Source organism: Paenibacillus sp. JL3B1040 (genome assembly GCF_057063165.1).
On record NZ_CM169317.1, the window covers coordinates 910785 to 920000 of the forward strand.

A 9216-nucleotide genomic window follows, 5' to 3' on the forward strand; every position below is an offset into this window, starting at 1 on the left:
TATACGGCATTCAATGTACACTCATGGGGTTCTTTTTGTTTTTCGTCTGGTTCGTTCTAACAAATAATTCGACGAATGAGCAAGAATATTTAGCACTTCACCTTGCGGCTTGGTTTTTAGTAGTGGTTGGCTTTATTTTGAGTACTGTAGCATTTATAAAACCAAAAAAATAGGACATTAATAAAAATGCGTGCCCTAACCTGGGTGCGCATTTTTTGATGCTCCATAGTCAGTAAAAACCCTGAATCAAAATACAGAACTTTAGCGATTCGGAAGTCTATTTGCGTCTCTACCTTCATACAATCTACCAGAAAGCCAATGGATTCATAGAAAAGAATTTGATCCTAGCTGCGGAGGTAGAAGGTCGATGAAACAAAAATGGATTTCCGGACGGATGCTGGTTCGTATTTTGTTGCTTACTTTGGTGCTGATCGCTGCGGTCGGAGCTCCGCTGGGCTTCCAGCCGCAGGGCTTGCCCGAGGTGAAAGCCCATGCCATGAAGGAACAAGCCGCGGTCGAAACCGCGACCCATAAAGTGAAGCTCGCTTCATCCCGGAAGGGGCAGCCCGTAACCGCCACGGCCGTAGGTACGGCTGCCGCGCCGGCGGCTTTGGCGGGGGCCAAGCCGAAGAAAGTGGAGACGCCGCAAGAGACGAAGAAGGAAGCGCAAGGCAAAACGGTGTATTTAACGTTTGACGACGGGCCAAGCCCGCATACGGATCAGGTGTTGGAGATTTTGAAAAAGGAGGAGGTAACCGCCACCTTCTTCGTGCTCGGCGAAAAGGCCAAACGCTCTCCGGAGGTGATTCGACGCATCGTCGACGGCGGCCATGCACTGGGCAATCACACGTATGACCACGATTATGACACGCTGTACGACAGCTTTGGCCATTTCTGGAAGCAGATCAAGGCGACGGAGGAAGTGCTGCGGGAAATCACGGGAGAACGCACACCGTTGGTACGGGCCCCGGGCGGGACGTACGGACATTTTGATAAGACTTATTTCAATTTGCTGGAACAGGGGGGGTACAAAGTGTTCGACTGGAATGTGGACAGCGGTGATTCCAAGCGCAAAGGCGTTCCGGCGAATGAAATCGTGAATAACGTGAAGAAGGAGAAGCCTCGCGAACAGGTCATCGTGCTGATGCATGACGGAGGGGGACATGCGGAAACCGTCAAGGCGCTGCCGGAAATTATTCATTATTATAAAAAGCTGGGATATGAGTTTCAGGCGCTGTCCGCGGAGCAAAAGCCCGTTCAATTTACGCTGGATCCCGGGATCGTCAAGAAAAACCGCCCCGCCCCGTCGCCCGAATGGGTCGCGTCCAACGTCGTTCCGAATGCGGCTTTGTTTGAACCGGAGCTGCCGCTGACCGTGGAGGCGGGCGGCGTGCAAATGCGCCTGGCGGCCGGGGAATACGAGACGCAAGACGGTCAATATCTAGCGCCCGTCCGCACGGTGATGGAGCGCCTCGGCGCCGAAGTCTACTGGAGCGAGGCGACGCAAAGCGCCTTTATCTTCTGGGGAGATGTCTCTGTGATCGCCGATACGCGGCGCGGGGTGCTGACTGCCGAGCATCAGGACGGGGCGATGGCCGAATGGGAAGTGACGTTCGATCGCAAAGCGCAGGCATTATGGATTCCGCTGCGTCCGCTGCTGGAAGCGGTGAACCATCCGATCGTCGAGACGGTCTCGACCGCAACCGAACGTCGGGTTTCGGCACGCTAGCCGATCGGTTCGCCCCTTTCTCTCTTCCATGTCTATTTCCGCTAGTTTCTGGAGAAACTGGTTGATAGATTAAGGCCATGGTTTAGAAATGGAGGGGAAGTCACGATGAATCACGATCAAGCGCAGGCGCTGCTGGAGCGGCTCGTCCACAAGGTGGATCGGGTGATCGTAGGGAAAAAAGCGGAGATCGAGCTCGCGGTGGTGGCGATGCTGAGCGGCGGTCATATTTTGCTGGAGGATGTGCCCGGCGTGGGAAAAACGATGCTGGTTCGCACGCTGGCGGCCTGCATCGGCGGGTCGTTTGGCCGCATCCAGTTCACATCGGACCTGCTGCCGTCCGATGTAACCGGCGTAACGGTTTACCATGCGCAAAGCGGCCAGTTCGAGTTTCGTCCGGGCCCGGTATTTGCCAATGTGGTGCTTGCCGATGAGATCAACCGGGCGGCGCCGCGGACCCAGTCGGCGCTGCTCGAAGCAATGGAAGAACGAAAAGTGACGATCGACGGAGTGACGCGGGCTTTGCCGAAGCCTTTCTTGTTGTTGGCTACGCAAAATCCGCTGGAATACGAGGGGACTTACCGCCTGCCGGAGGCGCAGCTGGATCGGTTTCTGATGCGGTTGACACTGGGTTATCCCGAGCCGGAACAGGAGGTCGATATGCTCGGCCGGATGCAGGATCCGCCGAATCCCGCCGAGCTGAAGCCGGTGCTGCTGCCGGAGGAAATGGCCGCCATGCAGCGTCAGGCGCGCGGCGTTTTGGTGGACGACGTAATCAAGCGGTATATGGTTGGAGCGGCGGACGTTTCCCGGCGCCATCCGCAAATCGCGCTGGGCTTAAGTCCGCGCGCAACGCTCGCCTGGATGGGCGCGGCGCAGGCCATGGCCTATTTCAAGGGGCGTTCGTTCGTTACGCCGGACGATGTCAAAGCGGTTGCCCCCGCCGTGCTGACGCACCGGATTGTGCTTCGGACCGAAGCGAAGCTCGCCGGAATCGGGGGAGAGCAGGCGCTGGCCGATGTGCTGAGCAAGGTGAATGTACCGATTTTCGCGCGGGCGACGAGGGCTTCGTCATGAAACGGACGGGTTGGGTATGGCCGGTGGCGCTCGCGTTTGCCGGAGCGCTTTGGGGTTGGTACGCTTGGCGCGGCGGGGTGTCGGCTTTGTTCTTGCTGCTGCTGGCCGGATTGATCCTGCTGCAAGGCGGGCTGGTGCAAGCGCTCGGTCCGAGACGATTCAAGGTCGAGCGCGCTTGGAAGCCGGAATTTCCGGTTGCCGGCGAGCCGATCAAGGTCACACTGACGATCTGCTGCGAAGGAGGCCTGCCGCCGATCTGGCTGCAGGTTGAGGACGAACTGGCAGGGGCTGCCTCAGCAGGACAAGGAACGAACCGCCCGGGAGTCCGGGGCGGTAGTTTGTTTTTCGCCGGATTCCGCCGGAATTATCGGACAACATATACGATCCAAGGCTTGTCCCGGGGCGTGTATAAGGAAATGGCCGTAAGGTTGACCTGGGGTGATCCGTTCGGTTGGTTTAAGCGAAGCCGTCGTGCCGTCGGGGCAGAGACGATGATTATCCATCCCTTGCCGCTGGCGGCAAACCCGCCGGAGACGGAGGAACGGGGTGAGCAGGAAGGCGGCGGGGCATGGCAGCCCCAGCCGGTTGTCCCGTCCCCGGCTCCCGGCCGTTTGAGACCTTATACGCCGGGTGATCCGCTGCGGCGGATTCATTGGAAATACTCGGCCAAGAAAGGCGAGCTCCTTTCCCGCATTCCCGAGGAGCAAGGCGTCATGCCGCGCTATTTGCTGCTCGGCACGAAGCAAGGGGATTACGCTTCACCCGCCGGCTTCGAGCTGGCGATTTCGGCTGCCGCAACGTGGCTAGCGCGCGAGGCGGGCGCCACCGACGCCGGAGAGCTCCGATTCGGCCACGGAGCGTTGGCCGGAGCCTGCCGGGTGACCGGTCGCGAAGGCATGATGGACGGCCTGGAGCAGCTCGCCGGTCTTCGCTTGGGGAGCGGCTTGTCCGCCGGAGAATTGCTGCGGCGGGATTGGTCCGAGGTCCTTTCCCAAGGGCAAAGCCTCACGGTCATCACCGGCACGCTTACGCCTGAATTGGCGGGCGATATGCTGCATCTGGCCGAGCTTGGGGTGGCCGCGGAAGTCTGGTGCGCCGGCGGGCTCGGCGGATCGGGGCAACCGATTCAGTTGGCCGCCCGGCTGCGGGATCGGGGCGTCACGGTGGCGGACCTCACGCTGTATCGGACGAAGTCCCGGCGGAAGGAGGCGAGCGGGCATGTCAGCGCCTAAGCATGTGGAGCTCACGGCCGGAGGCCCATGGACTGCCGCAGTTCCGTCCCGGCGGGGCGGTTATTCTGCGCCTTCCGTCGGTCTTCGTATTTTGATCACACTGCTGCTGTTCGGATTGTTTGGGGAATGGTTGTATCCTCTGCATGCCTTGATGCCCGAAAGACAAACGGAGCTGCTTCCGTTATTTTTGGTACTAACCGGGTCGTTGCTGTTCGTCGGCTGCTTACGGCTTCCGTCCGGCTTGTTTGCGCCGCTGCCGCCGCTATTTATCGCCGGTGCCATGCTGTATTTGTTCGGACGGGAGGAAGGGCTGGCCTGGTTTGCCGGTTACGCCCAAACCCTAGCCGCCGATCTGCAGGAGTTCCTGGGGACGGGCAGGCTTTATGCCATCAGCATGGAGACGCGGGCGTTGCTGCTCCTGATCGGCTGGACGCTGCTGGTCATGTCCGTACAGCTGCTGGCGCTGTCGCGTCAGAGCATTCTGCTGTTCTTGACGGCCACGGTGGTCTATTTGCTGGTGCTGGAAGCTGCCGCCGGCTTGGAACTGTATCTGGGCGTCATCCGCTCGGCGGCGCTGGGCCTGGCGCTGCAAGCGGCGGCGTTCCATCGCGGCGAGTCCGGGCCGAGCCGGGGGACCGGGAGCGTGGCCGGCGGGGGCGTCGTGCTCGTCTGTGTGGCCGGCGCCGCGCTGCTCAGCTCGCTGCTGCCGCTGCAGCCGGTGCGGGCGATCTCCTGGGAGCAGGTGGCCCGCAGCTTGTCGGACTGGAGCGGAGCCGAGCTGACCGGCCAGCCGGGCGGCGCCGCGGCGGTCAGCGTATCCGGCTACGGCCGGGACGACTCCAAGCTGGGCGCGCCGCTGCGCCTTCGCCATGACCCGTATTTTACGGCGTTGTCGCCGTACAATACGTACTGGCGCGGCGAAAGCAAAAGCGTGTACACCGGCCGGGGCTGGATTCAGCCGGCCGGGGAAGGCGCGCCCACGATCGCCGGGACGGAGCGCTCCGGCGGCTTCGGGGGCGAATCCGTCGCTGCCGCAGCCGGCGTCGACACCGGCCGGGAGCTGATCCGGCAAACGGTGACGTTCGAGTCGCCGTTGACCGGGCGGGTAGCCTTGCTGTCCGGCGGGCTTCCGGTTCAGACGGAACGGATCGTCGCCGGAGACCGGAATCGGCCGGTGCAGTTGGATCCCCGTTTCGACGCCTGGGCCGATGCGTTTATCGTCGATTATGCCGCCCCGGCGGAGCAAATTTACGGCTATGAGCTGACGTCGTCGGTGTCAACGGCGTCCGCAGCCGAGCTGCGTCAAGAAGAGGGGCCGGATCCCGTGGAGGTTCGAGGCCGTTTCCTGCAGTTGCCGGAAGCGCTGCCGGAGCGGGTGCGGAAGCTGGGCGAACAGCTTGTCGCCGGAGAAAGCAGCCGCTACGATGCGGCCGCCGCCGTCGAAAGCTACCTGAAGCATCGTTACGCTTATAGCCTGGATTCCCGTCAGCCGCCGGAAGGCGCCGATTTCGTCGACCGCTTTCTGTTCGTCGACCGCATCGGCTATTGCGATCATTTCTCGACGGCGATGGTTGTTTTGCTTCGCAGCGGCGGGATCCCGGCCCGTTGGATCAAGGGCTTCGCGCCGGGCGACCCGGCGCCATCCGCCGCAACGGCCGCTGCCGAGGCGGGTGCCGACCTTGTGCCGGTTTCCTCTGCCGGCGGCGCCGATTCCGCCGAATTGCATCGTTATACCGTTACCTATGCCGATGCGCATTCGTGGGTGGAGGTGTATTTTCCCGAAACCGGTTGGGTAGCTTTTGATCCGACGCCGGGTTTTGGCGAATCCATGGCATTAAGCGTAAGCACCTTAGAGGACCCTGGATCGAGTGGCGCGGATACTGAAGCGGCCTTTCCGATGCTGGCCAAAGCAAGCAAGGTTGCCAAGCTCCTGCAGCCGCAGCTTAGCGAACTGGCCGCAAAGCAATTCGCCGGGTTGAATCCGCGGCTGCGCCTGTTCGATTGGACTGCCCTGGCGCTCTGCGCAGGTTTCGTCTTGCTGCTTACAAGGGAAGTAAAGCGGCACAGGCATCTGCTTCCGCTGGCGTTCGCACGGCTACCTATGCGAAGCGCCTTTCCCGGCCGCCGCGAGCTGCTGGCTTCGGCGGATCGGGTATGGCGCGAGCTGGCTTTGGCCTACGGGCCCAAACCGGCGGCCTTGACCGCGCGTGAATATATCCAGGCCGCTTTTATCGAAGATAAGGTACAGGCGGAGTCGGCCAAGCAATTCGTGCAAACCTGGGAGATGATTTACTACGGGGGCTTGCGGCCGGAGCGGCAGGAAAGCGTGAAATTCCTGAAACAATGCCGGAATTTGGCGTTTCGCCGGCGCTGAATTGGCGTCCGGGTTTCCTTGACGACCTGTTTTGTCGTTTCGTATAATAGGTGTCATAATTTGAGGGAGGCTCGGTCATGAATAAGCCAAATGAAATGATTGTGGTCCTTGATTTCGGGGGACAATACAATCAGTTAATTGCAAGAAGGATCCGCGATTTGGGCGTGTACAGCGAATTGCTGCCGTTTAATACGCCGGTGGAACGCCTGCGGGAAATCGCGCCGAAAGGCATCGTATTTTCGGGCGGACCGTCCAGCGTTTACGCGGAGGATGCGCCGCACATCGACCCGGCCGTGTACGATATCGGCGTGCCGATCTTCGGCATCTGCTACGGCATGCAGCTCATGGCTCACCAGCTCGGCGGCAAGGTGGAACGCGCGGAGAAACGCGAGTACGGCAAAGCGGACGTTGATTTTGCCGAACATTCGGCATTAACTCGCGGACTGGATGCGAAGCAGACGGTTTGGATGAGCCACGGGGATCACGTGACCCAGCTTCCGGACGGCTTCGTGGTCGACGCTTCGACGGAACATGCGCCGATTGCCGGGTTCGCGAACCCGGACCGCAAGATGTACGGCGTGCAATTCCATCCGGAGGTGCGGCATTCCGTGCACGGCAACGAAATGATCCGCAACTTCCTGTACGAAATTTGCGGGTGCGAAGGCAACTGGAGCATGGAGACGTTTATCGAGGATGCCGTGCGCGATATTCGCGACCAAGTCGGGGACGGCAAGGTGCTGTGCGCTTTGAGCGGCGGCGTGGACTCTTCGGTCGTAGCGATGCTGATTCATAAAGCGATCGGCGACCAACTGACCTGTATGTTTATCGATCACGGGCTGCTGCGGAAAGGCGAGGCGGAGAGCGTCATGGAGACCTTCGTCGGCAAGTTCGACATGAAGGTCGTCAAGATCGACGCGCGCGAGCGTTTCCTCTCGAAGCTGGCCGGTGTGGATGATCCGGAACGGAAGCGGAAAATCATCGGCAACGAGTTTATTTACGTGTTCGACGAGGAGTCGGCCAAATTCGACGACTTCAAATTCCTCGCCCAAGGGACGTTATATACGGATATTGTCGAGAGCGGCACCGCGACGGCCCAAACGATCAAATCCCACCACAATGTGGGCGGGCTGCCGGAAGATATGAAGTTTAAGCTGATCGAGCCGCTGAACACGCTGTTCAAGGACGAAGTGCGCAAAGTCGGCGAAGAGCTGGGACTGCCTCGGGAAATCGTGTGGAGACAACCGTTCCCGGGACCGGGGCTCGCCATCCGCGTATTGGGCGAAGTCACCGAAGAGAAATTGCAGATCGTTCGGGATTCCGATTACATCCTGCGCGATGAAATCGCCAAAGCGGGTCTCGATCGCGAGATCTGGCAATACTTTACGGCACTGCCGAACATGCGCAGCGTAGGGGTCATGGGCGATGCCCGCACTTACTCCTACACCGTGGGCATCCGCGCCGTAACGTCCATCGACGGCATGACCGCCGACTGGGCGCGTATCCCGTGGGACGTGCTGGAGAAGATTTCGGTACGGATCGTCAATGAAGTCGACAACGTGAACCGCGTGGTGTACGACATTACGTCCAAGCCGCCGGCGACGATCGAATGGGAATAGGTTGGATAAAATAACGAATGCTCTCTTTTATTTGCCTTAACCGGGCATCTAAAAGAGAGCATTTATTTGTTAGTTTTAGTTTTGAACGGAGCTTTCGATATTCAGGGTTGTTTTTTTGCTATCCCGCTCATCTTGGCGCCTAGCATAGAGGACGGATCATGCGTCGCGCCCAGATGCAGGTAGTCGGTTATTTTGAATTCAATGTATATTTTCACGATTTGTTCAAATGGCGAACGATAATGACTCGAGCTTTATCGAACATTCGTTTTTTCTGTTGACAAGTTGGAGGCCTCCGCCTAGAATAAATCATGTGATAAGCCTTCGTTGCAGGGCTTGTCAGGATATCGACAAAACCACATAGTTCTTTCGTATAATTCCGGGAATGGGCCCGGAAGTCTCTACGAGGTCACCGTAAATGATCTGGCTACGAAAGGAAGAAACGTACTAGAAGCTGGTTAGGCAAGAGCTTGGTCATCCGGGCTTATAGGCCGCTTGCTTTCGGAAGCCTTTGGGTTTTCCCAAACGTCTGCGTTTCTTCTGGATGTACGGTACCTGAGGGATGACGCCTCGGGTTTTTTGCCGTTTTCCGAAGGGAATTCAACAAGTGGTGCTATAATGCCAGCTTTTTGAACCTGGATTGTCAAATTCTAAGGGGGAGTAATTTTATCATGGATCGCTTTTTTAAGCTGAAACAGAACGGTACGAATGTTCGTACAGAGATTATGGCCGGGATCACGACATTCATGGCAATGGCTTATATTCTCACGGTCAACCCTAACACGCTTACGGCTTTTGGTCAGATTGAAATGGGCTGGTATTCTGTTTTCCTGGCTACGGCACTCTCGGCTGGTATCTTTACGATCGCTATGGGGCTCTTCATTAACTTCCCGGTAGCCCTTGCTCCAGGTATGGGGCTGAACGCTTACTTTGCTTCCGTAGTACTGGCCTCGGCAGCAACAGATCATCCGTTTACATGGGAAATGGGATTAACGGCCGTATTTATTTCCGGTTTGATCTTTATCCTGTTGACGTTGACGAAGGTTCGTCAGATGCTTCTGGATGCGATTCCGGATTCCTTGAAACATGCAATTACCGTTGGTATCGGCCTGTTCATCACGATTATCGGTCTCAAGAACAGCGGACTGATGTCCATCGGCGTGGAAGCGGGACAAGATATTCCTGCGCATACAT

Annotated in this window: 6 protein-coding genes and 1 riboswitch (1 of these 7 cut by a window edge); all 6 genes read left to right on the forward strand. The window is 58.5% G+C overall.

The window, feature by feature from the left end; all coding sequences use genetic code 11:
- Nucleotides 1–367: 367 nt before the first annotated feature.
- Entirely contained in the window at nt 368–1729 is a 1362-nt protein-coding gene (locus tag ACZF99_RS03965) for a polysaccharide deacetylase family protein (RefSeq protein WP_483609284.1), read from the forward strand.
- Between the two features lie 105 nt (nt 1730–1834).
- Entirely contained in the window at nt 1835–2803 is a 969-nt protein-coding gene (locus ACZF99_RS03970; RefSeq protein ID WP_483609286.1) for an AAA family ATPase, read from the forward strand.
- Entirely contained in the window at nt 2800–4035 is a 1236-nt protein-coding gene (locus ACZF99_RS03975) for a DUF58 domain-containing protein (protein ID WP_483609288.1), read from the forward strand. The genes ACZF99_RS03970 and ACZF99_RS03975 overlap by 4 nt, the downstream gene beginning before the upstream one ends.
- Nucleotides 4022–6409 carry a transglutaminase-like domain-containing protein gene (locus ACZF99_RS03980; RefSeq protein WP_483609290.1) on the forward strand — a complete coding sequence of 796 codons (2388 nt, stop codon included), beginning with the start codon at nt 4022–4024 and terminating at the stop codon, nt 6407–6409. The genes ACZF99_RS03975 and ACZF99_RS03980 overlap by 14 nt, the downstream gene beginning before the upstream one ends.
- Nucleotides 6410–6486: 77 nt before the next feature.
- A complete protein-coding gene (guaA, locus tag ACZF99_RS03985) occupies nt 6487–8025 on the forward strand; it encodes a glutamine-hydrolyzing GMP synthase (protein ID WP_483609292.1) in 1539 nt (512 codons plus the stop codon).
- Between the two features lie 346 nt (nt 8026–8371).
- A riboswitch (purine riboswitch) is annotated at nt 8372–8472 on the forward strand.
- Nucleotides 8473–8693: 221 nt separating this feature from the next.
- Nucleotides 8694–9216, forward strand: the start of a protein-coding gene (locus ACZF99_RS03990; protein WP_483609294.1) for an NCS2 family permease. Its footprint extends 881 nt past the window's final position; the window shows 523 of its 1404 coding nt (coding positions 1–523); it begins with the start codon at nt 8694–8696; its stop codon lies off the right edge, out of view.